The sequence below is a fragment of the Cupriavidus sp. 05T41 genome (assembly GCF_056396525.1).
This window is the reverse complement of the sequence record NZ_JBFTLQ010000084.1, coordinates 21,411-47,700: the sequence shown is the minus strand read 5'-3', so window position 1 is coordinate 47,700 and position 26,290 is coordinate 21,411. Positions and strand designations below refer to the sequence as shown.

The following is a 26,290-nucleotide window of genomic DNA, read 5'->3' as shown; positions in this document are numbered from 1 at the left end:
CGGCTGCACGGCACGCGGCACGCGCTACTTCCCCGGATCCTTGACGTCGGCGAACTTGTCGAACTCCACGTTGTAGAGCTCGCCCCCCACTTTTTCCACGCGGCGGATATAGACCGACTGCACCACGTCGCGCGTGGCCGGATCGATGGTGATCGGGCCGCGCGGGCTGGCGATCTTCATGCCCTTGAGCGCGGCCAGCAGCTTGTCGCCGTCGGTGACGCCGCCGGTCTTCTTCAGCGCGTCGTAGATGGCGTGCATGCCGTCATAGGCGGCCACCGCCATGAAGTTGGGCCTGCCCGCGCCCGGGTTGGTCTCGGCGAAGGCCTTCAGGAAGGCCTTGTTCTCGGGCGAATCGTGCGCCATGGAGTAATGGAAGGACGTGATCACGCCGAGCGTGGCGTCGCCCATGGCCGGCAGCACGTGGTCGTCGGTCAGGTCGCCGGTGGCGATCACGCGGATGCCGGCCTCGGCCAGGCCGCGCTCGCGGAATCCCTTCATGAAGGCCACGCCCTGTTCGCCAGCGGGCAGGAAGAGGAACACCGCCTCCGGCCTGGCGTCCTTGATCCGCTGGATGAAGGGGGCGAACTCGGGATTGCGCAGAGGCACGCGGATGGACTCGAGCACCTGTCCGCCGCCGCCGATGAAATTGGTCTTGAATGCGGTTTCCGCATCGATGCCCGGCGCATAGTCCGCCACCAGCGTCACCACCTTGCGTACCTTGTTCCTGATGGCCCAGGTGGCCATCKGCGCCGAGATCTGCGGCAGGGTCATTGAGACCCGCGCGATGTAGCCGGACTTGGTCGTGATGGAAGACGATGCCGCATTGAAGATCACCATTGCCTTCCTGGCCTGCTCGGCGATGGGGGCCACCGCCAGGGCCTCCGGCGTGAGGCCGAAGCCGGCCAGCACATCCACCTTGTCGCGTACCACCAGTTCCTGCGCCAGCCGCTTGGCCACGTCGGGCGCGGGGCCGGTGGTGTCCTTGCTGATGATCACCACCTTGCGTCCCGCCACGGTGTCGCCGTTGAGCTTCTGGAACGCCTTGACGCCGCCCTCCATCTGCTTGCCGTAGTCGGCAAAGCTGCCGGAAAAGGGCGCGATCAACCCGATCTTGACCGGCTCGGCGGCGTGCGCGGGCGAGGACGCCACGGCAAGCGCGCCGCAGGCCGCAAGGGCGCGCAGCAAGGGGGCAAGAATCATCGATGTCTCCTGGATGGTTGCGCTCTGGTACGCGGCGCGCGGGCCGCGGATGTGCTGGCGCGGGCACTGGACGCAGAGTGTAGGGGGGTGATGCGTTCGGTGCAATCGGTGCAATCGGGAGTAGCGCTTGCAGAATCCGGGGGAGGGTTCATGCCGGTATCGTGGGGCAGTTATTTCGATATTTCAATAAATGTCGAAATAACTGCCAGCGACCTGGCCGCTGAATCAGGCATGCATCTGGTTGCTGCCTGCCGTTGCGCTGGCGACGCAGCGCGCCGGTCCGGGCCGGAGCCCGTCCCGTGCCGTTCGGTTTTACGTCTCGGGGGCTTCCGACGCGCGCTTGTCGGCGTCACGCAGGCGCTTGACTGCCTTGCCCAGCAGACCGCCTTCGCTGTTMGCGATCGATTCTTCCAGCGTGGCCAGGGCAGCCTTGACGGCCGTGCCATGGGCGGGGGAGAGCGCCTCGCTTTCAATCAGGGTGTCGGCTTCCTTGCGTGCGCGCTTGCCGAGCTTGCGGCTGAACTCGGGATCGAGCTGGCCTTGCGCGGTGGCGTTGGCAATGTGGTCAAGCAGGGCGATCAGGCCTTGCGCCGTGGTCGTGGCCGGGATCGACTCCTCGGCTTTCCTTGGCTTTTTTGGCATTTTTTTCCTCCAGTTAGGATTTGATTCTATCGTCCGGGAGGAGAGGCTTMCTGCTTCCCAGTATGAAGAGATTATGACAACTGTCATAAAGCGCGGCTTGGCACATTGCACGCGGGCGCCGCCGTCCCTGCTCGCGCGGCGGACGGTTGGCGCGGCCKGGATCGAGATTGCGCACGAGGTCCACGCAGTTCATCGCGCGTTGTCCTTGCTTGGCTGTGATGCGCGCCCGCAGGCACTGGCATGCGGACCGCAGCGGACCGCATGCGGAGCATACGCGGTGGCCGTGCTTTCGGCTACCGGGCTTCTTGTTCGCCGGCCTGTTGCCCGGATCGCCGGGCTGCCACGGCGGGTTCGGGGCCGCCGTCGTCGGCGCGCAAGCGTGCGGCCATCATGCGCACGCGCAGGTTGCCGTATTTCCTGAGATACCAGATGCCCACCAGCGCCGCCGAGAAACCTGCCGCGGCGCCGATGCCAAGCGCCCAGCGCGGGCCGAAGCGGTCCGCCACCCAGCCGACGACCGGCGCGCCGAGCGGCGTGCCACCCAGCACGATGGCGAGCAGGATCGCCACCACGCGCCCGCGCATGGCCGGTTCGGTGGAGAGCTGGACCAGGCTGTTGGTCGAGGTGGTGATGGTCTGGGCGGACATGCCGATGATGACGAGTGCGGCACCGAACAACGCATAGCCGGGCATGACCGCGGCCAGCGTGCAGCCGATCCCGAACACGGCGCAGGCACTCGCCAGCAGCGTGACCTTGGGTTTCGCGCGCCGGGCCGCCAGGAGCGCCCCGGTGACGGAGCCGATGGCCATGGTCGATGACAGCAGGCCGTACTGGCCGGCGCCGGCGTGGAAGACGCCCACCGACATGGTGGAGATGAAGATCGGGAAGTTGAGGCCGAACGTGCCGATCAGGAAAAGCATCAGCAGTACCGCCTTCAGGTCGGGACGCTTCCAGACATAACGGAAGCCGTCGGCGAGGCCCGCGCGGCTGTGGGGCGYCTTCTCTTTCCGGTGCAGCTCGTGCAGGCGCAGGCGGCTCAGCGAGCCGATCACCGCCGCGAAGGATGCCGCGTTKATCAGGAACACCCAGCCCGAGCCCACCGCCKAGATCAGGCCGCCGGCGATGGCCGGGCCGATCATCCGCGCGGCGTTGAAKGACGTGGAGTTCAGCGCCACGGCATTGGACAGGTCCGCCTCGCCGACCAGTTCCGAGACGAAGGTCTGGCGCGCCGGCGCGTCGAACGCGGTGACGCAGCCCAGCAGGAAGGCGAACAGGTAAACATGCCAGAGCTGCACCAGCCCGGTGACGGTGAGGATGCCCAGCCCCAGCGCCAGCGCGCCCATGGTGGCCTGCGTCGCGAACAGGAGCTTGCGCCGGTCGAGGTGATCTGCCGCGTAGCCGGTGAGCGGCAGCAAGAGCATCTGCGGCCCGAACTGGAGCGACATGACGATGCCCACGGCGGTCGCGTTGTGGCGCGTGAGATGGGTGAGGACGATCCAGTCCTGGGCGGTGCGCTGCATCCATGTGCCGATGTTGGATACGATGGCGCCGCCGGCCCAGACGCGGTAGTTGAAGGTGCGCAGTGAACGGAAGGTGCTGGCCACTATGGTGTGCCCCGGTTCGCGGTCGTGCGGGCGGGGCCGGTCATGCGCGGGTTCGGCCTAGCAGTGCGATGATTTCCTGCGTGGTGCCGGTCTCGCCCAGCCGCGGGAAGATGCGCGTGACGCTGTTGGCATGGGCGTCGGGGTTCATGTCGGTCATGGCATCCACGGCCAGGGTAACGTTGAAGCCGAGTTCCTGCGCCTGGCGCGCGGTCGATTCGACGCCGATGCTGGTGGCGATGCCGGCAATCACGACCTGCGTGACGCCCAGGCTCCTGAGATGCGCCTCAAGGCCTGTGCCGGTGAACGCGCCCCAGGTCCGCTTCGTCACAAGGTGGTCCGCGGGCTGCCGGTTCAGTTCGGGGACCAGGTCGGTCCACCCKGGCGGCAGCTGCCCGAGGTTGCGGGCCTGTTCGGCCCGGCCCGGGGCGCCGCCGGCCACGTTCACGAGTACTACCGGCAGGCCGTGGCCGCGGAAGGCGCTGGCCAGTGCGCTGGCGTTCTCCACGATCCCGCCCACCGGATGCACGGTGGKGTATGACACGATGCCCTGTTGCAGGTCGATGACGATGAGGGCGGTCCTGGGGTCGAGCGTGGTCGTTGTCATGCTGTCTTCCTTGCGGTGATCAGGGCGATGGTGGTTGTGCGCAAGCGGCTTGCCGGGAGTCAGGACTCCACCAGCCGCGCGAGCAGTCCGACGACCCCCGCGAGCTGTTCTTGCTCTGCCGGGGCGAGCTTGGTTTCGATGGCGTGGAACAGCCAGTCCTCGCGCGCCGCGCGGCCGGCCCTGACTGCTTCCACGCAGGCCGGCGTGAGGGACAGGACGGTTTGCCGCCCGTCCGTGGGGTCCGGCGCGCCGCTGACGAGTCCGGCGCTCTTCAGGGCGGATACGGTTTCGCCCATGGATTGCGGGCGCATGCCCTCGGCGCGTGCGAGGGCCGACACCGTGGCCGGCCCGTCGCGCTCCAGTCGCAGCAGTACGCGCAGCTGGGTCCAGCTCAGATGGCTGAAATGCGACTTTTCGCGCAAGCGCCGGGTCAGTTTGCCGAGTACGACCCGCAGCTCCGCCGCCAGGGCATGCGCCGTGTCGGAATCGCTGTGTGGAGCGTTCATGGTGGGAGGGAGATGTGAAGGGTGTCTGTGAAGGTTACCTTCACAAATGGGCGGCAGTCAAGGCGCCACCGGGAATGTGACGCCAGGCGCAAGGCCGGCCGCAAGGGGCAGGCCTGGGGTGGTCCGGTCAGAGTCCGGTAGCGATGTCGAGTCCGGCGAGCACCACGATGCAGCTAAGCGCCAGCATGGCCGACGAGTGTTGCCCGAAATAGACCAGTGCGGCAGCGGACCAGCTTGCCACGGCAAATACGGCGAAACGTTTCATGCTGTCATCGCCGGGGCCGGCGACCTACGGATGAAAAAAAACCCGCCCACGAGGGGCGGGTTGAATCCATGTCTTGGAGACAAGGAGGAGACAGGGGCTAGTATAAACCCTAGGTGTACCGAATCCAATACCCGGATTGGAGCGATTGCTCAAAAACACTGTTGCAACAGCGCATCGTGCACATCCGCGCGCATTGCGGCGCCTGATGCGCCGCATGGCGGGGCGGCCTGCGTGGCGGTGCTCCAACATCGAAGATTGACCTCGTCACGCCTGTTGCTCATCCGGCACCCGGTACGTTGCCAGCCAGACGCGCCTGCCCGTTGAAATAGGCAAGGTTGCCCGCGAAGAACAGCGCAAGCAGCATCGCCGCGATGCCCCAGGCCAGCGGCGGCAGCCACGGCAGCACGGCGGCGACGTCCGGGTGCCTGCCCGCGCCGGCGGCCATCATGGCGATGCGCATGAAGGCCGCCAGCGCGGACAGCGCGAAGACCAGGCCGGTAAACCTGCCTTCGCGCCCGACACGGCCGGCATCCAGGGCCGCATTGGCGGCCGTGCCGAAGATCACGCCCCATAAGCCGCCCGCGGCGMATTGCATGACCAGCACCCAGGCGAGCGATGGCGCGGCGGTGAATCCGCAAAGCGCGAGCGCGCCGAGCGCGGTGGCCGCCAGCAGCAGCACGTGCGCGGGGCATCGCCTGAAGACCGCCGCGCGCGGCAGCAACACGCAGACGGCAAAGCCGATCCAGAAGGCCGGCATGAAACGCGCCAGATCGGCAGCCGGCGCGAAGCGCATGTAGGCCGGCGCCGAATTGACGGCGGTGTGGACCTGGAATCCCAGCGCCAGGCTCCACACGGCAGCAAAGAACAGCCAGGCGGCGCGGATTTTCTCGCCAGGCGCGCCTTGCCTGTCGGCGGCACCGGGCTCGGGCAGATGATCGAGCCAGCGCAACGCCATGACGGCGGCGACCAGCCCCGCGCTTGCCACGGCAAACGGCAAGGTCGGCGAAACGTGGCGCATCCATATGGTCAGCATKGGCGCCAGCGCGGCAGCCACGCCCAAGCCCAGGAGCGAGCACGCCACAAGGAAGGGTGCCGCCGACCGGTGTGTCCTCCTGGCGATGATCACCATCGGCGGCGCGCGCAGCGCGGACGATGTCGCGGCCCATAGCGCGGTCAGTCCGATCAGGAGGATGGGTGAAGTCGTCCTGGGCAGCAGGACAAAGGCAGCGCCCGAGGCTACGCTCAGGGCCAGGATCCAGCCGCCCAGATGCCGCATGGCATTCGCGACGCGGTCCGCCGCGATGCCAAGCGCGCAATCCGTCGCGACGAAGATCGCCTGGTCCATCAGCAGGATCCAGGCGATATGCTGCTTCGCAATGCCAGCTTGCGCCGCCAGCTGCGGCAGGAACGCGAGGTAGAGCGTCCACGTGACMGCAAGCAGGAATTGCACAGCGCAGAAGACCACGGCGCGCATTTGTCTCACCGATCCGACTCGTCGGTACGCAGCCGATGAACGGGGGCTTCATCGGGGGCCGTGCGGCGGCACTTCCCCGACGCCACGCACTTCGTAGCTAAGCATAGAACAGGCTTCCGGCACCGGAAAGCGCCTACTMGACCGTCACGGACTTGGCCAGGTTGCGGGGCTTGTCGATGTCGGTGCCGCGGGCCAGCGCGGTATGGTACGCAAGCAGCTGCATGGGAATCGTATGCAGGATCGGTGACAGCGGCCCGTAGTACTCGGTGAGGCGAAGCACTTCGATGCCGGGGCTTGGCGCGATGCCGCAGTCGCTGTCCGCGAACACGAACAAGCGTCCGCTGCGCGCGCTGACTTCGTGCATGTTCGACTTGAGTTTTTCCAGCAGGCGGTCGTTGGGCGCGACCGCCACCACCGGCATCTCGTTGCTGACCAGCGCCAGCGGGCCGTGCTTGAGTTCCCCGGCAGGATAGGCCTCGGCATGAATGTACGAAATCTCCTTCATCTTCAGCGCCCCCTCCATGGCCACCGGATAATGCATGCCCCGGCCGAGGAAGAGCATGTTCTCCCGGCCTGCCAGGAGCTCCGACCACGCCATGATCTGCGGCTCGAGGGCCAGCACCTTGCCTATGGCGTCCGGCAGGTGGCGCAGCGCCCGCAGGTGCTGCTGCTCGTCGTGCTCGGAGAGGCGCTGGCGGATCTGTGCCAGCGTCAACGCCAGCAGGAACAGCGCGACCAGCTGCGTGGTGAACGCCTTGGTGGACGCCACGCCGATCTCGACCCCCGCGCGCGTGATGAAGGTCAGGGCGCATTCGCGCACCAGCGCGCTGGTGGGAACGTTGCAGATCGCCAGCGTGTGCTGCATGCCTTGCCGCCTGGCGACTTCGACCGCGCCGAGGACGTCGGCCGTCTCGCCGCTCTGCGATACCGCGACCACGAGGGTGCGCGGGTTGGGCACGCTCTCGCGATAGCGGTACTCGCTGGCGATCTCGACGCTGACCGGCAGTCCGGCCAGGCTTTCGATCCAGTACTTGGCGGTCAGCGCGGCATGGTAGCTGCCGCCGCAGGCCAGCAGCAGCACCGAATCCACGCCATTGAACACGCGCCACGCCTTGTCGCCGAACAGCTCCGGCATGATGGCGGTGACATCCTGCAAGGTGTCGGCAACGGCCTGCGGCTGCTCGAAGATCTCCTTCTGCATGTAGTAGCGGTAGGGGCCCAGCTCGGCGCTGCTGCCGTGCGCCGCCACCTGCTGCACGGGGCGCTCCGCGCGCTGGCCGGCCGCGTCGACGATCCAGTAGCGATGCAGCTGCACATCCACCACGTCGCCGTTTTCCAGGTAGACGATCCGGTCCGTGACATTGGCCAGCGCCATGGCATCGGAGGCCAGGAAGTTCTCGCCTTCGCCCACGCCCACCACCAGCGGCATGCCGTTGCGGGCGCCCACCAGGCGGTGCGGCTCGTCGCGGCACAGCACCGCGATGGCAAAGCTGCCGCGCAGCCGGGCACCGCCGCCTTCACCGCCTCGAACAGGTCGCCGTCATAGAGCTGATCGACCAGGTGCGCGATCACCTCGGTATCGGTCTGGCTGGCGAAGACATAACCGCTGCTCTCCAGGCTGGCGCGCAGCTCCTCGTGGTTCTCGATGATGCCGTTGTGCGAGAGCGCGATACGCGCCGCATCCTCGCGCGGCGAGAAGTGCGGATGGGCATTGTCGGTGACCGGCTTGCCGTGGGTTGCCCAGCGCGTGTGGGCGATGCCGGTGTACCCCTGCAAGCCCTGCCGGGCGATGTCCGCCTGCAGGGCGGCGACCMGGTCCACGCTGCGCGCGCGCACCAGCTTGCGATCCGAATGCAGCGCGACACCGCACGAGTCGTATCMGCGGTACTCCAGCCGCTTCAGGCCCTCGACAAGATTCGGKACGATATCCCGCTGCGCGACGGCGCCAACGATTCCGCACATATTGCTTCCCTTTCGTGATCAGCCTAACTGGCAGTGGTCAGGATGGTAGGGTGGGTGTTATGTAATTTTCTTTCATTATTTAAAGGCCAATGAAATAATCGAGCTACTAGTATTCATGGTGAAATTTTCTTTCATCTCAATGCGGCTTGATATGGAGTATTCGTGACTGGCGTGCCCCTGGACGATCTCGATCTGCGCATCCTCAGGATCCTGCAAACGGATTCGGCGATCTCGAACACCGAGCTTGCCGAGCGTGTGCATGCGTCCGCGCCGACATGCCTGCGGCGGGTGCGCAGGCTCAAGGAGAGCGGCGTCATCCAGCGGGAGATCGCCGTGCTGGACCACCACAAGACCGGCACGCCGCTGACCGCGATCATCGAGATCAGCCTGGACCGCCAGACCGCCGAGGACCACGACGCCTTCGAAGCCTATATCTGTGCCGAGGCGGCGGTCACCCAGTGCTACCGGGTATCGCCCGGCCCGGATTTCGTCGTCACGGTGGAACTGGCCGACATGGCTGCCTACGACGCGTTCGCACGCCGGCTGTTCGCCGGGGCTTCGAACGTCCGCAACGTGCGCACGTTCTTCTCCACGCATCGGGCCAAGTTCGAGGCGAATGCGCCGGTGGGCGGGAATGTGGGTGGCCGAGATTAGGGCGGAAGTCCGGATTTGACATGGGCGTGCGGCTGCTGGAGAATCCCACACGTCACCCCAAACAAGGGTGGCCGGGCGTGGAAACCCGAAATTCGTCACAAGCGGACTGCCGCTATCTGCGGCATTTTTTTCGTCCGTTGCGTTCGCGCGCGCCTATAGCTTTCCTATGGCGGGCCGGGCGGGGCAGCTCTCGGGCTGGCCGGAGCTTGTGACGCCGGTATTTCCACCTCCGCTGCGGGCCCGCCACCCTCACGTGGAAATGAGCGGCGGGCCGTCCATGAAGTCACTGGAGGCCGTCATGCCTAGTACTTTTGCTCGTTCTGAGCCATCCACTCATATCGATCCACCAGCGTTCGCTCTTCCCCGGCAAGCTGATCTGATAGCAGAACTGATTCAAGTCACCTTTCCTGCGGATACCCCGGAGCGACTGCGGGTGCAGGAACTGGCCTGTCAACTTGACGAAGCTCGCAGCAGCATCCAGTGCGCCGCGCAGGACGGCTGTGATGCATTGCTGCGTGTCAGTGCAGGGATTGGCGCAGTGCTGCGGCTGCTCGAAGCGGACGGCGATTTGTCCGCCCCCGGTCACGAGGTGCACTGCCTGCTTGCGCCACTCAAGGCGCAGCTCGACGTGGCCGTGAACCGGGTGCAGGCGATGCTGTAAAGGGCAGGGCACACCAACGGCGACGCCGGGATGGCGCTGCCGTTCTTTCCTAGGTGGCGCTCTTGGGGTGCGCGGCGTCTGCCGCCGGCGATCGCAGGAACGTCTTCGTGATGGGAGGAGGGAGGTGGCGGCCCGGTCACGACCCGGGCCGCGAAGCCGAGGCGGGGCGCGCGCCCCACCGCGGATAACGCCAATCAGACCACGGTAKCCAGCGCCAGCGTCAGCAACAGCGCCACCACGGAGATGATCGTCTCGCAAACCGACCACGTCTTGAAAGTCTGGGCCACGGTCATGTTGAAGTACTCCTTCACCAGCCAGAAGCCGCCGTCGTTGACGTGCGACAGGATCAGCGAACCGGCGCCAGTGGTCAGCACCAGCAGTTCGGGGCGCGTGCCCGGCACGCTGGCCGCGATTGGCGCGACGATGCCCGCGGCCGTGGTCATGGCCACGGTGGCCGAGCCGGTGGCGATGCGGATCAGCACGGCGACCAGCCAGCCCAGCATCAGCACCGAGACATGCGCGCCGGTGGCGACGTCGACGATGGCGTTGGAGATGCCGGAGTCGCGCAGCACGCGGCCGAAGCCGCCGCCGGCGCCGACCACCAGCGTGATGATGGCGGTGGGCGCCACGCATTCGTTGGTGAACTTGAGGATGCTCTCGCGGGTGAAGCCGCGGGCCTTGCCGAAGGTGTAGAAGCTGACCAGCGCAGCGATCAGCAGGGCCATCACCGAGTTGCCGATGAGCTTGAAGAAGTCGTTGGCGAAGGTCTTCGGCGTGGTGAACAGGTCTGCCCAGCTACCGATCAGCATCAGCGCCACCGGCAGCAGGATKGTGAACACCGTGATGCCGAAGCTCGGCAGGTCGTGCGTGCCGGGGCTGTCTTCCTCGGTGAACTGCGCGGCCAGCGGATTGACATCGGGCAGCTTGACGTAGCGGTCCATCAGGCGCGCGAACAGCGGGCCGGCGAGGATGGCGGTGGGAATGCCCACGATCAGCGCGTACATGATGGTCTTGCCGATGTCGGCGCCGTAGGCCGTCACGGCCAGCAGCGCTGCCGGGTGCGGCGGGATCAGCCCGTGCACGACCGACAGGCCGGCCACCATCGGGATGCCGACCAGCACCATGGAGGTGCCGGTGCGCTTGGCGACGTTGAAGGCGATCGGCACCAGCAGCACGAAGCCGACTTCGAAGAACACCGGCAGGCCGACGATGAAGGCGATGGTGACCATGGCCCAGTGCACGTTCTTCTCKCCGAAGAAATCGATCAGGGTGCGCGCGATGCGCTCGGCGCCGCCGGATTCCGCCATCATCTTGCCGAGCATGGTGCCCAGGCCGATGACCAGCGCAATGTGCCCGAGCGTGCCGCCGACCCCGGCTTCGAACGATTTCACGATGTCGCCCATCGGCATGCCCACGGCAAAGCCGAGCAGTACCGAGACGACCACCAGGGTGATGAAGGGGTTGAGCTTGAACTTCGCGATCAGCACGACCAGTGCGATCACGGCGATCAGCGCATACAGCAATAGTGTGGTTCCTGTTACGGCGCCCATGTTGTCTCCTGTGTGCGGGGTCCGCCGGCGAGCCCGGCGGGGCTCACCCGCGTCCGCTATGAAAATGGCCGCGTGGCGGCCGGTTTAGTGTTTTGCTTGCGCTTGGCCGGTCTCAGGCCACCGGCTTCTTGTAGGCGATGCAGTCCACCTCGACCTTGCAGTCCACCACCATGCTGGACTGCACGCAGGCGCGCGCCGGCGGGTTGGCACCGAAGTATTCCTTGAAGATCCTGTTGAACGAGGCGAAATCGCGAGCGTCGTCCAGCCACACGCCGCAGCGCACCACGTGCTCGGGGCCGTAGCCGGCCTCGGCCAGGATGGCCAGCACGTTCTTGATGGCCTGGTGGGTCTGGGGCACGATGCCGCCGTCGATGACCTCGCCGGCCACCATCGGCACCTGGCCGGAGACGTAGAGCCAGCCGTCGGCGGCTACCGCGCGGGCAAAGGGCATGTGCTGGCCACCGGTGCCGGTGCCGCCTTCGACGCCGAAGCGCTTGATTTCCATGGAAACTCCTGAATCTGATCGTTGATCGGTGATGGTTGATTGACCGGGTGTCGGGTCGCCTGCGGGCTGTCGGTGCGCCGTCAGTGCGCCGTCAGTGCGCGGTCGGGGCGTCCTCGCCGGCGGGCCTGGCGCGGGCCAGGAAGCGGCCGGCGCGCACGCCGGTTGCCTTGCGCTGCTGCCACGACAGTTCGCCGTTGACCCACACCGCGGCGATCCCTTCGGCCGGCTGCATGGGGTCGGTGAAGCTGGCCGCGTCGCGGATGGTGGCGGCGTCGAACAGGACCAGGTCGGCCCAGTAGCCTTCGCGCACGAAGCCACGCTGCGCCAGGCCGAAACGCTCGGCCGACAGGCCGGTCATCTTGTTGACGGCCACCGCCAGCGGGAACAGCTCGCGGTCGCGCGCGTAGTGGCCGAGCACGCGGGGAAACGCGCCCCACAGGCGCGGGTGGGGCAGCGGGTCGTTGGGCAGGCCGTCCGAGCCGACCACCGTGGCGGGGTGGCTGAGGATGCGGTCCACGTCCGCGTCTTCCATGCAGTGATAGACCGCGCCGGCAGGCTGCAGGCGACGCGCGGCGTCTTCCAGGCTCGTCTCCCATTCGGCGGCGATGTCGGCCAGCAGGCGGCCGCCCATGKCGGGGTGCGRCTCSGACCASGTGACCTGGATGTCGAAGTCGCCGGTGACCTGCTTGAGGTCGAGCGTGGAGGAACTGGCGGTGTAGGGATAGCAGTCGCAGCCCACCGGCTGCCAGCGCTGCGCGCGCTCCAGCGCGTCCAGCACTTCCGCGCTGCGGCCCCAGTTGTCCAGGCCGGCGCATTTCAGGTGCGAGATCACCACCGGCACGCGCGCATGGCGGCCGATGCGGAACGCTTCGTCCATGGCCTCGAGGATCTCGGCAAACTCGCTGCGCAGGTGGGTGGCATAGAGTGCGCCGGCGCGGGCCAGCGGTTCGGACAGCGCCAGCACTTCGTCGGTGGTGGCGGAAAACGCATTGGCGTAGGCCAGCCCGGTGGACAGGCCCAGCGCGCCGTGCGCCAGCGCATCCTCGAGCTGCGCGCGCATGGCCGCGGTTTCCTCCGGCGTGGCGGTGCGGTCGAGCCGGTCCATATGATTGCTGCGCAGCGCGGTATGTCCGACCAGCGCMGCCACGTTGACGGCGGGTTGCGCGTCTTGCACGGCCCGCACGTAGGCGCCGAAATCCGGGTAGCGGAACGCGTCGGCGCTGCCGAGCAGGTTCATGGGGTCGGGCGGATCGCCGCGCAGCGTGACCGGCGCGGCGCTGATGCCGCAGTTGCCGACGATTACCGTGGTGACGCCCTGCGAGAGCTTGGGCGTCATCTCGGGCTGGCGGACCACATTGGTGTCGTCGTGGGTATGCACGTCGATGAAGCCGGGGGCGAGCACGAGGCCATCGGCCTGCACCACGTGCGCGGCGCTGCCGGGGTCGATGCCATMGGCGCCGTCTTCCAGCATGGCGATGCGCGCGATGCGCCCGGCGCGCAGCGCCACGTCGGCCAGGCGCGCTTCGGCGCCGGACCCGTCCAGCACGGTGGCGCCGCGGATGAGGGTGTCGAACAGTTCGGGCATGTCAGTCTCCGAGCGGCTGGCGGCTGTCCGCGGCGACGCTGCCGCGGTGCGTGTMGAGCACGAGCTTGAGCCGGCGCAGCTGGTCCTGGCTCTGGTCCTGCTGCAGCAAGGCAAGCTGGGTGGACAGCACGTCCATCACCAGCAGCATCGCGTAGCGCGAGGCCGAGGGCTTGAATATGAAATCGGTTTCGAGCGTGCGCACCGGCAGCAGCACGTCCGCGCGCGCGGCCAGCGGCGAGCCCAGCGCGGTGACCGCCACCAGGCGCGCACCGTATTCGCGGGCGATGTCGCAGCTGGCGATCATCTCGGGCACGCTGCCGGTGGCTGAGAAGGCGAGCACGACATCGTCCTTGTGCAGGGTGGCAGCCACCATCTTCTGCAGCAGCGCATCCTGGTAGCTGGCCACGGGACGGCCCAGGCGGGCCAGGCGGTAACGCGCCTCGTCGGCCATGAAGGACGAGCCGCCACCCATGCCAAAAGCGTAGACCATGCGCGCATCGAGCAACAGGCGCGCGGCGCGCTCGATATGGGCGGGATCGATCAGCTTGCGGTTGACCTCKAGTGAGTCCAGGATATCCGCATGGATGCTGTCGGCCAGCGTGGCCGGAGCCGGCTCGGCCGTGCGGGCGCCCTGCGCCTGCAGGAAACGCTGGCCCACGGCAGTGGCCTGCGCCAGGCGCAGCTTGAGATCGCGCACGTCGCGGCAGCCGATGGCCTTGGCGAAGCGCGTCACGCTGGCTTCGCTGACGCCGGCCTTGCGCGCCAGTTCGTTGATGCTGGTGGCGGCGGCGCCGGCAAGATCCTCCAGGATCACCTGGGCGACCTTCTGCTCGGCCAGGCGCAGCGTGGGGCCACGTTCGGCGATGCGGGACAGGATGTCGAAGGGCGCGGACATGGGCAGGCGGGCGTGAGGTCGTGAGGTCGTGGGCCGGGTAATGAACTGCGTCGCCGGCTTTGGATGTTACTTTATAACAAGGATGAAATATCGTAATTTCAAGGCTATCATTACGTCAATCGGAATTTTTCACAGCGATGACAGACATGCATGAAATAAAGTACCAAGCCGGCACGATCGATCCGCTCAACAAGGCGCTGGGCAAGCTGGAGACGCCGCTGGCGCCCGACGCGGCAGGCCAGGTCGGCTGGCAACTGCTGAGCGAGGACCTGAGCCTGCCGGCGGCGGTACTGTATGAAGAACGCCTGGCGCATAACCTGGAATGGATGCGTCGTTTCATGCACGAATATGGCGTGCAGCTGGCGCCGCATGGCAAGACGACCATGGCGCCCAAGCTGTTCGCGCGCCAGCTGGCGGCCGGCGCCTGGGGCATCACGCTGGMTACCGCGCACCAGACCGCCGCAGCCTACGCGCACGGCGTGCGCCGCGTGCTGATGGCCAACCAGCTGGTGGGCCGCCGCAATATGGAGATCGTTGCCGACCTGCTGCGCGACCCGGATTTCGAGTTCTTCACGCTGGTGGATTCGGCCGAGCTGGTGGACCAGCTCGGCGCCTACTTCAGCAGCCGCGGACAGGCGCTCCAGGTCTTGCTGGAGCTTGGCGTGGCGGGTGGCCGCACCGGCGTGCGCGACGCGCAGCAGCAGCAAGCCGTGCTGGCCGCGCTGGCGCGCTGGCCGGGCGTGCTGTCGCTGGCGGGCGTGGAAATCTATGAAGGCGTGCTCAAGGAAGAAGCGGATATCCGCGCCTTCCTGCGCCGCACCGTGGCGGTCACGCGCGAGCTGTTCGCGGCCGGGCGCTTCGGCCGCAGCCCGGTTGTGATGTCGGGTGCCGGTTCGGCCTGGTACGACGTGGTGGCGGAGGAGTTCGCGCGCACCGAGATCGGCGCGCCGATCGATATCGTGCTGCGCCCTGGCTGCTACCTGACGCATGACGTGGGCATCTACCGCGCCGCGCAGCAACGCATCCTGGCCAGCAACCCGGTCGCGCAGAAGATGCGCGAAGGCCTGCTGCCGGCACTGCAGCTGTGGGCGTACGTGCAGTCGATTCCCGAGCCGGACCGCGCGATCATCGGCATGGGCAAGCGCGACGCGGCCTTCGACGCCGGCATGCCGATCCCGGCCCAGGTCTACCGGCCTGGCACGGCGGCGCCGGCCGCGGTGCCGGCGCACTGGGAAGTGACCGGCATGATGGACCAGCACGCCTACCTGCAKATCCGTGCGGGCGATGACATCAAGGTGGGCGACATGGTCGCCTTCGACATCTCGCATCCGTGCCTGACCTTCGACAAATGGCGCCACATCCCGGTGCTGGACGGCAGCCTGCGGGTGACCGACATCGTCCAGACCTTCTTCTGAACCCGGCCAGCGCGAACGGAACAACGCAAACCCAAGGGGACGCCTGCACCATGAGCATCGACATTCTCGCTTTCGGCGAGGCGCTGGTGGAATTCAACCAGCAGCCCGACGATCCCACCCGCTACCTGCAGGGCTTTGGCGGCGACACTTCCAACTTCTGCATTGCCGCGGCGCGCCAGGGTGCCCGCACCGGCTATATCAGCGCGGTAGKAGCAGACACCTTCGGCGAGCGCCTGCTGGCCTTGTKGACGCAGGAACGCGTCGATACCCGCCATGTGCGCATCGATGCGGGTGCGCCGACCGGCGTGTATTTCGTTACCCACGATGCGCATGGACACCGCTTCGACTACCTGCGCAACGGTTCGGCGGCCAGCCGCTACAGCCACGAAAACCTGCCGCACCATGCCATCGCCGAGGCGCGCTACCTGCATGTGTCCGGCATCAGCCTGGCCATCAGCACCCATGCCTGCGACGCCGGCCTGGCGGCCATGGAACACGCGCGCAAGGCCGGCGTGCGGGTGACGCTGGACACCAATCTGCGGCTGCGCCTGTGGACGCTGGCGCGGGCGCGCGGCATCATGCGCGAGGCCTTCGCGCTGACCGACGTGTGCCTGCCGAGCTGGGACGACATCACCGTGCTGACCGGCCTCAACGACCGCGATGCGATCGTCGATTACCTGCTGGGCTGCGGTATTGGCCTGGTCGCGCTCAAGCTGGGCGAGGAGGGCGCCTACGTGGCGACGCCCGAAGCGCGCACGCTGGTGGCCCCATACCCGGTGCGCCCGCTCACCCGAAGTACCCGAAGTACCCGAAGTACCCGAAGTACCCGAAGTACCCGAAGTACCCGAAGTACCCGAAGTACCCGAAGTACCCGAAGTACCCGAAGTACCCGAAGTACCCGAAGTACCTGAAGTACCTGAAGTACCTGAAGTACCTGAAGTACCCGGCTTTCCTGACCCTTCTCGACTGAATATTGCACCATGCCAACTCAATCCTCTCCGCTGATCGAACGTTTCGCTGGTGTGCCGGTGATCCCGGTGCTCGAATTCTCTTCCGTCGATGAAGCGCTGCACGTCAGCGAAGCGCTGATCGGCGGCGGCCTGCCCGTGCTGGAGATCACGCTGCGTACGCCAGTGGCCATGGAAGCCCTCAAGGCGGTCGCTGCTGCCTTCCCTGACGCCGTGGTCGGCGCGGGCACGGTGCTCACGCCGGCCCAGCTCCAGGCCGTGGGCGAGGCGGGTGCGAAGTTCGCCGTGTCGCCGGGGCTGACGCCGGCGCTTGCCGTGGCCGCGCAAGGCGCCGGCGTGGCGCTGCTGCCGGGCGTGGCTACCGCCAGCGAGGCCATGGCCGCGCTGGAAAGCGGTTTTCAGTTCCTGAAGTTCTTCCCGGCCGAGGCCGCGGGCGGCATCCCGATGCTCAAGTCACTGTATGGCCCGCTGTCGCAACTGCGCTTCTGCCCCACCGGCGGCATCGACGCGGCACGGGCGCCGTCCTACCTGGCCCTGCCGAACGTGGTGTGCGTGGGCGGCTCGTGGGTGGTGCCGAAGGACGCCGTGGCCAAGGGCGACTGGGAACGCGTGCGTACCCTGGCGCGCGAGGCCGCCGCACTGCGCAAGGCAGCCTGAGCAGGCCCGGGGCGCAAGAACGGGCCGGTGCGCTCACTCCCTTTGTCCCCTGCGTCGGACAAAGGCGGATAGCCGCGCGCCGCGCCAGGCTCTAAGCTTGGGGTATCCCGACAGCCGGAGTCAGCATGCTGGCGCGTTTTGCGGTGACGGCGGCGGCAACGGCTCCGGATAAAGAGCGCGCGGCCTGCGGCCTGCGGCCTGGCGCCGCATGGGTACGCCGCTTCGGCCGCGCCCTGGCCTGCGCACTGGCGTTGTTCGCCCAGGGCTGCGCCAGCCTGCCGCAAGACGTGCCGCGCCAGCAGAGCGCTGCCTTGGCCGATTCCGGCGGCACGGCGCTGGGCCGGCTGGTGGCGCAGAGCTCGCCCGACCCGGCGCTGTCCGGCTTCCACGTGGTCGTCTCCGGCGAGGAAGCGTACGGCACCCTCATCACGCTGGCGGACCGCGCCACGCKCACGCTGGACCTGCAGTACTACATCATCGATGCCGACGAATCCTCGCGCGAGATCCTGCGCCGTGTGCGCGCCGCGGCTGAACGCGGCGTGCGGGTGCGCATGCTGGTCGACGACCTGCACAGCGACGGCAAGGATCGCGCCTTCCTTCGTTTCGCGCGTCACCGGAATATCGAAGTCCGGATGTTCAATCCATTCCCGGCCGGACGGTTTTCCAAGTTCACGCGGATGCTGTCGTCCGCGGGGGATATCCGCCGCATCAACCGGCGCATGCACAACAAGGCCTTTATCGCAGACAACGCGCTGGCCATGACGGGCGGGCGCAATATCGGCAACGCGTATTTCCTGCGCGCGCCTGACGCCAATTTCGTCGACCTGGACGTGATCGCCGCCGGGCCGGCCGTGCGGCGGCTGTCGGCGGCGTTCGACAGCTACTGGAACAGCCCGCTGGCGGTGCCGGTGGAGGAACTGGCCTCAAGCGAGGAGCTGGCGGCAGCATCGCAGCCATCCACGGGCACCGGCGCCGCAGCGGCTTCCGGCGCGGGTAGCGCAGCGGGCGCGGCCAGGCCCGAGCAAGCCCTGGTCGACGAAGAAACGGAACGCAAGCGCTTCGAGGCCCAGGGCATGACGCCCCCGGGCCGCATCGATGCGCGCGCCAGCTTCCTGGGCCGCCAGCTCGCCGGGGGCGGCAAGCTGCCGCTGGAGTGGGCCGCCGCCAGCGTGATGGTGGATACCCCGAACAAGGCCTCGCCCGATCAGGCGCCCGAAGGCACCGATACCATGGTGGAGGAGCTGGGACGCATGCTCAGCGATGCACGCCAGGAGATCATCCTGATCTCGCCCTACTTCGTGCCTGGCGATGCCGGCGTGGCATGGATGGCCAAGCTCGTCAGGCAGGGTGTGAAGGTAAGGGTGCTGACCAATTCGCTGGCCGCCACCGATGCGCCGATCGTTCACGTGGGCTACAAGCGCTACCGCGAACCCATGTTGCGCGCCGGCGTGGAATTGCACGAACTGAAGGCGCACCCTGGCCGGCCGCAGAAAGCCGTTGGGGACTTTTCTTCATCGCAGGCCAGCCTGCACGTAAAGGCCGCAGTGGCGGACCGCAGCAACCTGTTCGTGGGTTCGATGAATTTCGATCCCCGCTCGGCCAGCCAGAATACCGAAACCGGCCTGATCATCCACAGTCCGCGGCTGGCGCAGCAAGTGGCGCAGCTGTTTGCCGGCGCGATCGACGACAACAGCTACCTGCTGCGCTTGTCCGATGCGGGCGCGGTGCAATGGGTCGATGGCAGGGGGGACAAGATGGTGGTGCTGGACACCGAGCCGGATACCAGTTGGTCCAGGCGGCTGTGGATCGATGTGATGGGGCCGTTTACACCCGAAGAGCTTCTGTGAAGGGCGTGCGGTCCCGGGCCCGCATGCAAAAAAAGGCCGGCGTGCACTGACGCCGGCCTTTTGCCRCCAGGCGACCATGCGGGCGCCTGCGCGCTGTCGCTTGGCTTACTTGCTGCGGTCAGCCGCGCCTTCGAGCTTCTGGCCGCCCTTCTGAATATCCTGTCCTAGGCCGGCCATGGTATTGCAGCCAGCAAGCAGGGTGGCAAACAGAACGCAGAAGATCCATCCTTTTTTCACGCCAKACTCCTTTCGGTCKATTTGTTCGCCGCAATTCTACAGTTGTTGCGGCGAAGCATCCCAGTGCCTTGCATGGCTTTTTGTAACTTTTTCGCTGCGCAACGCAGTCGGGGTAACGCCGAAAATACGGCCTACGACTGGTCCATCAATTCGCGCGCGCGTGCGCAGATGGCCGCATGCGTCTGCGCCAGCCATTGAACGGGAAAGGGCTGCGCGAGCAGGTAGCCCTGCATGCTGCTGCAACCCCAGCGGCGCACCTCGGCCAGCTGGCGGCGGGTTTCGATGCCCTTGGCGCAGACCGGCACGCCAAGCCGGTTTGCCAGTTCGCAGGCGGCCTGCAAGCGCGCCACGGCGGCGTTCTCGTGGTCGGGGCGGTCGCTGATGCCGATGCTGCGCGCGTTGAACGTCACCAGGTCGGGCTGCAGCCGCTCCAGGGTTGCGCGGCTGGCGCTTTCGCCCGGGCCGCCGGCAAAGTCGCTCAGGACAAAGCGCAGCCCGGCGCGGCGCAGGGTGTGGAGCTTGCCGGCGGCCACGGCGTCACCCTCGGGCACGGCTGCGGCGGGAATCTCCATGCAGACCCGGGTGGGGTCGAGATGCTGGCGCTCGAGCGTGCGCAGCAGGGTGTCGATCAAAGGTGTGCCGTGCAGCTGATTGCTCGAGACGAGGAAGCCCAGCTGGACAGGATCGGCGATGCCGGGACAATCGAGCAGCGGCAGCGCGGTTTCCATCATCCAGCGCGCCACGTCGCCCATCAGTCCCAGCGCTTCGAGCGCGGGCAGGAAGTCGTGCGGGGCCACGCGGCCGAACTCCGGGCTCTGCCAGCGCAGCCGGACGGTGTAGCCGGAAACCTGGGCGGTGTGCAGCGAGGCGCGCGCCTGCAGGTTCAGCGTGAGCTGGCCGCKCGCCAGCGCTTGCGGCAAGGCCGCCAGCAGCGGGGAGGATAGCGGCGCGGGCGCGGCAACCGCGCAGCCGGCAACGCCGTCACCGCCGCGCTTGCGCACGCGCAGCATGGCGTCAAAGGCCTCGTGCACACTGCGCTCGGCAGGCTTGTGGGGATCGTCCAGCGCCACGCCGACACTGCACGACAAGAAGAGCTCGAAGCCGTTCTGCCGGAACTGCCGCGCCAGCACGGTGGCGATGCCGCGAGCCAGGCGCAGCGCCGCTTCCGGCGCGTCGGCCCCCGGCGGCAGCGCCACGATGGCGCCGATATCAGCGTTGCCGAGCCAGGCCAGATCGGCAGGCTGCGCGTGGGCGGCGACGCGCGCGGCCGCCTGCGCGCGCACGCCGCCCGCCAGTTGCGGGCCGAGCAACTCGCTGGCGTGGGTAAACCTGTCCAGGTGGATCATCAGCACCGCGAAGCGCTGGGTGGCATGCGCCTGCTGTCGCCGTGCCGCCAGCATGGCGGCGAAATCACCKGTTTCGAGCGGGTCCACCTCCGGTGTGCCGACGGTGCCGTCTGCGTCTGGATGCATTGGGGGGTCCCTGTGTATGGCGTATAGCGCTGTCTTGCCGCGCGGCGCCCGTGGGCGGCACGGCATCAGACCCGATCATACGGTAGACCGGGCACGCCCCGAAGCGCGCGGGATACAGGGATTGTGCGGAGATGCGAGGACTTGACGGAGATCAAGTTTCGAAGGCCCGGCGGCCCGCGGTGGCGGACCGGGCGCAGCAGGCGGGGGCGGGCAGGGCAGGCCGCGCGGCAGGGCGCCTGCCGCGCGCCGGGCAAGGCGKGGTGTCAGCCCGTGGTTTCCGCGTCGGCKCCGTCCTCGGGCGGCACCTGGGAGGCGAGCACCTTGTCGATGCGCTTGCCGTCCATGTCGACGATCTCGTACTTCCAGTCGCCCCAGCGGACCGTGTCGCCAGTCTGCGGCAGCCGGCCCAGCAACAGCAGCAGCATGCCGGACAGCGTGTGATAGCGTTCCTTGGATTCCTCCGGCACGTGGCGCAGGCCGAGACGGTCTTTCAGCTCGGGGATCGGAATCAGGCCATCGAGCAGCCACGAGCCGTCTTCGCGCTGCACGGCCCATTCCTCGCCAGCGCTGTCCGGCTTGAACTCGCCGGTGATGGCTTCGACCAGATCCTGCAACGTCACGATGCCCAGCACTTCGCCGTACTCGTCGATGACGAAGGCCATCTGGCCGCCCGAGGCGCGGAAGTTCTCCAGCAACTCCATGCCGGTCACGCTCTCCGGCACAAACACAGGGGACTGCAGCACGGCGGTCAGATCGGTGGGCTCGCCGCGCAGGCGGCGGGCCAGCAACTGGCGCGCGCTGACCACGCCCAGCATGTCGTGCATGCCGCCGCGCACCACCGGGAAGCGCGAATGGTCGGATTCCTCGATGCGGCGCAGGTTTTCTTCCAGCGGCACTTCCACGTCCAGGCACACGACGTCGCCGCGTGGCACCATCAGCGATGTGAGCTGGCGGTCGTCGAGGCGGAACACGTTGCGCACCATGGTGTGCTCGTGCTGCTCGATGACGCCCGCTTCCGAGCCTTCCACCAGCAGCGCGTGGATTTCTTCCTCGGTCACCGCCGGGCCACGGCCGCTCTTCACACCGAGCAGGCGCAGCACCAGGCGCGTCGAGCTGGACAGGAGCTTGACGAACGGCGTCGAGGCCACCGCCAGGAAGGCAATGGGGCGCGACGCCAGGCGCGCAATGCTCTCGGGGGCCATCTGGCCGAGTCGCTTGGGAACCAGCTCACCCAGCACGATGGAAAAATACGTCAGGCCCGCCACCACGATGGCGGTCGCCACATAGCCGGCGGTGGACACCTGCATGCCAAAGCCCTGAAGCCACATGCCGAGCGGCTGCGCCAGCGTGGACTCGCCGACCACGCCGTTGAGCACGCCGATGGAGGTGATGCCGATCTGGACGGTCGACAGAAAGCGGGTGGGATCTTCGCCCAGCTTGATCGCCTCGATGGCGCCGCGGTCGCCCTCCTCGATCTGCTTTTGCAGACGGGCCTTGCGGGCTGTCACCAAGGCGATCTCCGACATGGCGAACAGGCCGTTRAGCARAATSAGCGCCAGTATTATGGCAATTTCCATCAGGGTGCGCGCCCTGTGCGCGCAGGAGTTATCGAGGCCCAAAGCATAACATTGCTGTGTGTCCGCACTGCTTCAGACCGGGCCGGTGTGCTGCATGCTGTCCTTCATGCCCCTTCCTTCTCTTTCAGCCAGGGCCATGTGCCGATGCGGCACGGCCGCGCCGCATCCGGAATCCGGACGTTTGCGCCCTTCGGATTTCGGACGGACCCGCCTCCTGAAGTCGGTGTTCTACTTGAAATTGTCGATATAACACATTGATAAATAACGAAGATTATCATGGGTGCCAGTGCCGGCGCAGCGCCTGTGGACGAGCGTGTCGCCGTAGCGCGCCCGGCGACGATTACCTTGCAGGTAATGGCTGCGTGGCGGCGGCCGTGCTGTAATGCCGTCATGGATACCTTGACCCCCAGCTCCGAGACCGCAACCGACTTCCCCGGGCTCTTGCGCTACTGGCGTGCCAGGCGCGGCTACAGCCAGCTCGCGCTGTCGCTGGCGGCAGGGGTGTCGCAGCGCCATATCAGCTTCCTCGAATCCGGCCGCGCGCGGCCGAGCCGCGAGATGGTGCTGTCGCTGGCGGACCGCCTCGGCGTGCCGCTGCGCCAGCGCAACCGCCTGCTGCTGGCGGGCGGCTTTGCCCCCGCTTATAGCGAGCACGGCCTCGGCGCGCCTGCGCTGCASATGGTGCAGCAGGCSRTSGCSCTGATCCTCAGCAAGCAGGAGCCTTATCCGGCGGTGGTGCTGGACCGGTTCTGGAATATGCTCGACGCGAACCAGGCCTATMGCAACATGATCCGCGTGCTGCTGGACGGCCGCGAGCCGTCCACGCTGGAGCAGGGCAGCGGGCGCATCAACCTGATGCTGACGGTGTTCGACCCGCAAGGGTTGTGGCCGGTGATCGAKAACGCCCGGCAGGTCGGGCGATACCTGCTGAGGCGGGTCTGGCAGGAACTGCAGACGCAGGCGCAGGACCAGACTGCGCGCGCCATCTTCAGCCGCATTTCGTCCTGGCACCCGGACATGCTCGGACCCGGCGGGGTGCCGCTGGCCGACGACGAGGCCGCCGGCGGCACCCCGCCGCCGATGCTGCCGGTTGCAGTGGCCGCCGGCGGCTTCCGGGCCGCGCTGTTTTCCACGCTGACCACGCTTGGCATTCCGCAGGACATCACGCTGCAKGAAATGCGCATCGAATGCTTCTTTCCGGCCGACGATGCCTCGCGCCTGGCGCTGGAAGCGCTTTCCAGCCAGACCGCGGCCGCGCCGCAGCCGCCGGGGCGCGCCAGGCAAGCCTTGCCGCACTCGTGCTAACATTCCGCTGCCGGCGCGCCCGCCAGTCCATTGGCGGCGCGCCGGCATCGTTACGTCTTCAGGGCGGGGTGCAAGTCCCCACCGGCGGTATGTCACCACAAGGTGGCGAGCCCGCGAGCGCCCGCATTCCCGTGCGGGGTCAGCAGACCTGGTGAGAGGCCAGGGCCGACGGTCATAGTCCGGATGAAAGAAGATGGGCGGTACAACCCGGCTGGATGCCAGGCATGCGCGCGCTCGCGCCTGCCCGGTTGAATTTGCCTGTGTTTTTCCGCTGATCCCCTGGAACGCCCACTTATCGTGATTCAAGGAGCGTTTCATGCTGTCCCTTCCCACCCAGGAAAACCCCGCCGTTACCGTTGCCTTCCCGGCCGTCGCCGAGGCCGACGCGCGTCCGCTTGGCGAGCGTATTGCCCAGGCGCTGGAGGCCATGCGCGAAGGCCGTCCCGTGGTGCTGCTCGACGACGACGACCGCGAGAACGAGGCCGACCTGATCCTTGCCGCMGAACGCCTGACCCAGGCCAATATGGCCATGATGATCCGCGAATGCAGTGGCATCGTGTGCCTGTKCCTGACGCGCGAGAAGGTTGCCAGCCTGGGCCTGCGCCCGATGGTGGAAAACAACCGCAGCCAGTACGGTACTGCCTTCACGGTCTCGATCGAGGCGCGCGAAGGCGTGACCACGGGCGTGAGCGCGGCCGACCGCATCACCACCATCCGTGCCGCCATCGCCGACGATGCGGGCCTGGATGCCGTGGTCAGCCCGGGCCACGTGTTTCCGCTGGTCGCGGTGGACGGCGGCGTACTGGCCCGCCGCGGCCATACCGAGGGCTCGGTCGAACTCGCCCGCCTGGCGGGCCTGGCGCCGGCCGCGGTGTTGTGCGAGTTGATGAACCCGGACGGCACCATGGCCCGCCGGCCGGAGGCGCTGACGTTTGCCGAGATGTACCGCCTGCCGGTGCTGACCATCGCGGACCTGGTGGCCTGGCGCGAGCAACAGGGCTGAGCMCGGCGCCCGCCTGCGGAGCGGGCCTGGCGCGCTGTGCGACAATGCGGCCTGTTTTTTTGGTCCAAACGAGGGTCCGTCCATGTCCTTGCGCGCCGCTTTTCATGCTGTTGTCGTGCTCGCGGCCAGCAGCTTCTGCGTTGCCGTCCACGCCGAGCMGTCCACCRGCGCGGCCCGCCGCCGCGGGCCTGTATCAATGCCAGGGTAGCAACGGCGGCACCGTGTTCCGTTCCACGCCGCGCGAAGGCTGCTCGGTGTTGGCCGCACCCGATCCCGCCGCGCCCGATCCGCAGCGCTGGCTGCCGCTGATGGGCGCCAACGGGGTGGTTTCCTATTTCGACAAGACTTCGGTGCGCCGCCGTGGCGCCGAAGTCGGCGTGGCTGTCATGCGCAATGCGCCGGCCGGGGTGATCCGCACCGCCAGCGGCGAGCMGATCCGTTCTTCGCTCAAGCGCATGATCTTCAACTGTGCGACTTCCATGTATGCCGTGGTCGAGCAGACCCTCTATCCGAAGCGCTACGCGCGCGGCGAGTCGCTCTATACCATCAGCGCGCCACAGGCCGGCATGCCCCAGTCTGCCGCAGGCGGCACCATTGCCGGCKAACTGCTGAGCCGCCTCTGCCATTAGGCGCGCTGTCGCCCCGCGCGCTGCATGCTGCGTCGCAATGTCGATAGGCGGGACGGCGCGTCAACCCATCGCTTCCCTGTCCCGTTGCTGGTAGTGACGAAGCGCATCAGCCCAAAGCCACCACGGCCGCAGGCAGGCTTCTTTTACAGCGGACCAGGAGGCTGACATGAAGAAGTGGATCGTGATGTTGACGCTGGCCATGTTCGGTGCGGGTGCCTATGCCCAGGCTTCGGCGCCGGCCGCGCCCGCGGCCGGTGACAAGCCGGCGGCAAGCTCGGACAAGATGTCCAAGAAGCCGGCCAAAAAGAAGAAGAACCATGCGCCGTCCGATACCGACAAGATGATGAATAAAGGCGCCTGAGCGCCATCAGTGAGAGGCGACAGGCAGCGGGCACGCTCAGGCGCGTGCCTGCTGCCGCAATAGTTCGCCGCGCCGCCCGCGTCCGCCATGCCGTGCCGTTCCGGCGCGTTGCCGCGTATGCGCGGGTACCGGTGCCCAGTGGCGATATGCCATCCGGGGGGACTGGCGCCGAGGCGAAAATCCATCGAGAGGCTACGGCCTCTCTTTTTTTTGCGTGCCTCTCGCCGGACGGTGCACTGCACGAACGCCCGAGGTGCGCCATGCGCTCTTTCGGGGCATCGTGGCGCGTGTTGACGAAGCCGAATCCATATCCTAGCGTTGCAGTTTMGGGTTCCGCTCGCATCTCTGCACGACATGCCGGGCTGCGCGTGGCGCCCGCGTGTCGAGTTGTTTTCCCGCTCTGCCATGACCCAGGCCACAGCCTGCAAAGACCATCGGGCGTCCTTCGCGCGCCGTTGCGCCCGGATCCGGGTGCGGACGCTTCGCGAGTACGGATCCGATGTGATGCGCGGGGCGGGAGGCCATGTGGAATGCGGCTTTGAGCAGACTGGGGTTTCAATTTGTTGCAAACGTTGCGTGATCGAAACGTGACTTTGAAGACTCGAATTGTTAAGGTCCTATTGCGCATTGCAACAAACCTGTTACGTTGCTAAGACATTAGCGAAATGTTGCGCCGCGAGCCCGTCCGGGTTTGCGCAAGCGGCTCACCGAA

Annotated in this window: 24 protein-coding genes, 1 pseudogene and 1 riboswitch; of the genes and pseudogenes, 10 read left to right on the top strand and 15 right to left on the bottom strand. The window is 67.2% G+C overall.

What is annotated here, in order from left to right; all coding sequences use genetic code 11:
* Window positions 1-24 precede the first annotated feature (24 nt).
* From AC1DKV_RS33230 to glmS, 8 genes and pseudogenes are all read right to left on the bottom strand, one after another.
* Window positions 25-1,200, bottom strand: a complete 1,176-nt coding sequence (locus AC1DKV_RS33230) for an ABC transporter substrate-binding protein (RefSeq protein WP_477138996.1) — start codon at window positions 1,198-1,200, stop codon at window positions 25-27.
* A 312-nt stretch (window positions 1,201-1,512) separates the two neighbouring features.
* On the bottom strand, window positions 1,513-1,842 hold the full coding sequence (locus tag AC1DKV_RS33225) for a hypothetical protein (protein ID WP_441615121.1): 330 nt from the start codon (window positions 1,840-1,842) through the stop codon (window positions 1,513-1,515).
* Window positions 1,843-2,135: 293 nt separating this feature from the next.
* Window positions 2,136-3,446, bottom strand: coding sequence for an MFS transporter (locus AC1DKV_RS33220; protein ID WP_477138995.1), 1,311 nt, complete (start codon window positions 3,444-3,446; stop codon window positions 2,136-2,138).
* Between the two features lie 40 nt (window positions 3,447-3,486).
* A complete protein-coding gene (locus AC1DKV_RS33215; protein ID WP_477138994.1) occupies window positions 3,487-4,050 on the bottom strand; it encodes an isochorismatase family protein in 564 nt (187 codons plus the stop codon).
* A 59-nt stretch (window positions 4,051-4,109) separates the two neighbouring features.
* A complete protein-coding gene (locus AC1DKV_RS33210; protein ID WP_441615127.1) occupies window positions 4,110-4,556 on the bottom strand; it encodes a MarR family winged helix-turn-helix transcriptional regulator in 447 nt (148 codons plus the stop codon).
* A 127-nt stretch (window positions 4,557-4,683) separates the two neighbouring features.
* Window positions 4,684-4,821: a hypothetical protein gene (locus tag AC1DKV_RS33205; protein ID WP_441615129.1), complete on the bottom strand. Its 138-nt coding sequence runs from the start codon at window positions 4,819-4,821 to the stop codon at window positions 4,684-4,686.
* A gap of 277 nt (window positions 4,822-5,098) precedes the next feature.
* A complete protein-coding gene (locus tag AC1DKV_RS33200) occupies window positions 5,099-6,295 on the bottom strand; it encodes an MFS transporter (RefSeq protein WP_477138993.1) in 1,197 nt (398 codons plus the stop codon).
* Between the two features lie 133 nt (window positions 6,296-6,428).
* A pseudogene (glmS, locus tag AC1DKV_RS33195) lies at window positions 6,429-8,257 on the bottom strand (glutamine--fructose-6-phosphate transaminase (isomerizing)).
* 162 nt (window positions 8,258-8,419) lie between these two features.
* On the opposite strand from glmS, the gene AC1DKV_RS33190 reads away from it, so the two are divergent.
* A complete protein-coding gene (locus AC1DKV_RS33190) occupies window positions 8,420-8,911 on the top strand; it encodes an Lrp/AsnC family transcriptional regulator (protein ID WP_441615133.1) in 492 nt (163 codons plus the stop codon).
* 277 nt (window positions 8,912-9,188) lie between these two features.
* Entirely contained in the window at window positions 9,189-9,572 is a 384-nt protein-coding gene (locus AC1DKV_RS33185; RefSeq protein WP_441615135.1) for a DUF1484 family protein, read from the top strand.
* Window positions 9,573-9,766: 194 nt separating this feature from the next.
* Here the strand turns inward: AC1DKV_RS33185 and AC1DKV_RS33180 are convergent, their stop codons facing one another.
* The 4 genes from AC1DKV_RS33180 to AC1DKV_RS33165 form a co-directional block, all read right to left on the bottom strand.
* Window positions 9,767-11,122 (bottom strand): GntP family permease, encoded by a 1,356-nt coding sequence (locus AC1DKV_RS33180; protein ID WP_477138992.1) that lies wholly within the window; start codon window positions 11,120-11,122, stop codon window positions 9,767-9,769.
* A 112-nt stretch (window positions 11,123-11,234) separates the two neighbouring features.
* A complete protein-coding gene (locus AC1DKV_RS33175; RefSeq protein ID WP_441615139.1) occupies window positions 11,235-11,627 on the bottom strand; it encodes a RidA family protein in 393 nt (130 codons plus the stop codon).
* A 91-nt stretch (window positions 11,628-11,718) separates the two neighbouring features.
* Complete coding sequence (locus AC1DKV_RS33170; protein WP_477138991.1) at window positions 11,719-13,212, bottom strand: N-acyl-D-amino-acid deacylase family protein; 1,494 nt, start codon at window positions 13,210-13,212, stop codon at window positions 11,719-11,721.
* 1 nt (window position 13,213) lies between these two features.
* Window positions 13,214-14,107 carry a MurR/RpiR family transcriptional regulator gene (locus AC1DKV_RS33165; RefSeq protein ID WP_477138990.1) on the bottom strand — a complete coding sequence of 298 codons (894 nt, stop codon included), beginning with the start codon at window positions 14,105-14,107 and terminating at the stop codon, window positions 13,214-13,216.
* A 146-nt stretch (window positions 14,108-14,253) separates the two neighbouring features.
* Between AC1DKV_RS33165 and AC1DKV_RS33160 the strand changes: the two genes are divergently transcribed.
* From AC1DKV_RS33160 to AC1DKV_RS33145, 4 genes are all read left to right on the top strand, one after another.
* Window positions 14,254-15,522 (top strand): amino acid deaminase, encoded by a 1,269-nt coding sequence (locus tag AC1DKV_RS33160; RefSeq protein WP_477138989.1) that lies wholly within the window; start codon window positions 14,254-14,256, stop codon window positions 15,520-15,522.
* A 50-nt stretch (window positions 15,523-15,572) separates the two neighbouring features.
* Window positions 15,573-16,433, top strand: coding sequence for a sugar kinase (locus AC1DKV_RS33155; RefSeq protein ID WP_477138988.1), 861 nt, complete (start codon window positions 15,573-15,575; stop codon window positions 16,431-16,433).
* 69 nt (window positions 16,434-16,502) lie between these two features.
* Complete coding sequence (locus tag AC1DKV_RS33150) at window positions 16,503-17,147, top strand: bifunctional 4-hydroxy-2-oxoglutarate aldolase/2-dehydro-3-deoxy-phosphogluconate aldolase (RefSeq protein ID WP_441643291.1); 645 nt, start codon at window positions 16,503-16,505, stop codon at window positions 17,145-17,147.
* 125 nt (window positions 17,148-17,272) lie between these two features.
* Window positions 17,273-18,994 (top strand): phospholipase D-like domain-containing protein, encoded by a 1,722-nt coding sequence (locus tag AC1DKV_RS33145; protein WP_477138987.1) that lies wholly within the window; start codon window positions 17,273-17,275, stop codon window positions 18,992-18,994.
* A 105-nt stretch (window positions 18,995-19,099) separates the two neighbouring features.
* Here AC1DKV_RS33145 and AC1DKV_RS33140 read toward each other — a convergent pair whose 3' ends face one another.
* The 3 genes from AC1DKV_RS33140 to AC1DKV_RS33130 all read right to left on the bottom strand — a co-directional run bounded on the left by AC1DKV_RS33140 (window position 19,100) and on the right by AC1DKV_RS33130 (window position 22,280).
* Window positions 19,100-19,231, bottom strand: a complete 132-nt coding sequence (locus tag AC1DKV_RS33140) for an entericidin A/B family lipoprotein (protein ID WP_006163387.1) — start codon at window positions 19,229-19,231, stop codon at window positions 19,100-19,102.
* Between the two features lie 131 nt (window positions 19,232-19,362).
* Window positions 19,363-20,703 carry a GGDEF domain-containing phosphodiesterase gene (locus tag AC1DKV_RS33135; protein ID WP_477138986.1) on the bottom strand — a complete coding sequence of 447 codons (1,341 nt, stop codon included), beginning with the start codon at window positions 20,701-20,703 and terminating at the stop codon, window positions 19,363-19,365.
* A gap of 263 nt (window positions 20,704-20,966) precedes the next feature.
* A complete protein-coding gene (locus AC1DKV_RS33130; RefSeq protein ID WP_441615154.1) occupies window positions 20,967-22,280 on the bottom strand; it encodes a hemolysin family protein in 1,314 nt (437 codons plus the stop codon).
* Window positions 22,281-22,670: 390 nt separating this feature from the next.
* On the opposite strand from AC1DKV_RS33130, the gene AC1DKV_RS33125 reads away from it, so the two are divergent.
* The 4 genes from AC1DKV_RS33125 to AC1DKV_RS33110 all read left to right on the top strand — a co-directional run bounded on the left by AC1DKV_RS33125 (window position 22,671) and on the right by AC1DKV_RS33110 (window position 25,578).
* Window positions 22,671-23,585, top strand: coding sequence for a helix-turn-helix domain-containing protein (locus AC1DKV_RS33125; RefSeq protein WP_477138985.1), 915 nt, complete (start codon window positions 22,671-22,673; stop codon window positions 23,583-23,585).
* A gap of 50 nt (window positions 23,586-23,635) precedes the next feature.
* A riboswitch (FMN riboswitch) is annotated at window positions 23,636-23,784 on the top strand.
* A gap of 117 nt (window positions 23,785-23,901) precedes the next feature.
* Window positions 23,902-24,588: a 3,4-dihydroxy-2-butanone-4-phosphate synthase gene (gene ribB, locus AC1DKV_RS33120; protein ID WP_477138984.1), complete on the top strand. Its 687-nt coding sequence runs from the start codon at window positions 23,902-23,904 to the stop codon at window positions 24,586-24,588.
* A gap of 104 nt (window positions 24,589-24,692) precedes the next feature.
* Window positions 24,693-25,217: a surface-adhesin E family protein gene (locus AC1DKV_RS33115; RefSeq protein ID WP_477138983.1), complete on the top strand. Its 525-nt coding sequence runs from the start codon at window positions 24,693-24,695 to the stop codon at window positions 25,215-25,217.
* 166 nt (window positions 25,218-25,383) lie between these two features.
* Window positions 25,384-25,578, top strand: a complete 195-nt coding sequence (locus AC1DKV_RS33110) for a hypothetical protein (protein ID WP_441615162.1) — start codon at window positions 25,384-25,386, stop codon at window positions 25,576-25,578.
* The last annotated feature ends 712 nt before the right edge of the window (window positions 25,579-26,290 follow it).